Here is a 682-nt window from a genome sequence, read left to right on the forward strand (position 1 = left end):
TGAATACCGCCTATTGCTTCGAGAAGACAACGCCGACCTTCGTTTGACAGAAAAAGCTCGTGAACTTGGCTTGATTGATGATGTTCGTTGGGCGCGTTTCAACGAAAAAATCGAGAACATGGAAACCGAGCGTCAGCGTCTGAAGTCTACTTGGGTAAACCCGAACTCGGCGGGCATTGATGAACTGAACAAACTGCTGAAAACGCCAATGGCGCGTGAAGCAAGTGGTGAGGATCTTTTGCGTCGTCCAGAGATCTCATACTCACAATTGACTCAACTTGATGCCTTTGCTCCTGCTCTTGAAGATCAACAAGCGGCAGAACAAGTAGAAATTCAGGTGAAATACGACGGTTACATCAAGCGTCAGCAAGAAGAGATCGAAAAATCACTTCGCCACGAACACACAAAACTGCCTGCGGATTTGGATTACAAAGACGTAAAAGGTTTGTCGAACGAAGTGGTTGCGAAACTGAGCGAAGCCAAACCGGAAAGTATTGGCATTGCTTCGCGTATTTCCGGCATTACGCCTGCAGCGATTTCAATTCTTCTTGTGCATCTGAAGAAGCACGGCTTGCTGAAAAAAGGCGAGGAAGAGTAATGAGTGCACTACGAACCAAGCTTGATTCACTGATTGCACAGACCGATTTAGACGTTTCAGAAAAACAACGAGAGCAGTTAGTCG

Annotated in this window: 2 pseudogenes; both read left to right on the plus strand. The window is 46.5% G+C overall.

What is annotated here, in order from left to right:
- Nucleotides 1-598: pseudogene (gene gidA, locus R7040_RS26855) on the plus strand (tRNA uridine-5-carboxymethylaminomethyl(34) synthesis enzyme MnmG); the annotation flags it as partial.
- Nucleotides 598-682: pseudogene (locus tag R7040_RS26860) on the plus strand (16S rRNA (guanine(527)-N(7))-methyltransferase RsmG); the annotation flags it as partial. The pseudogenes gidA and R7040_RS26860, both read left to right, overlap by 1 nt.

The sequence above is a fragment of the Vibrio sp. 1069 genome, assembly GCF_033340555.1.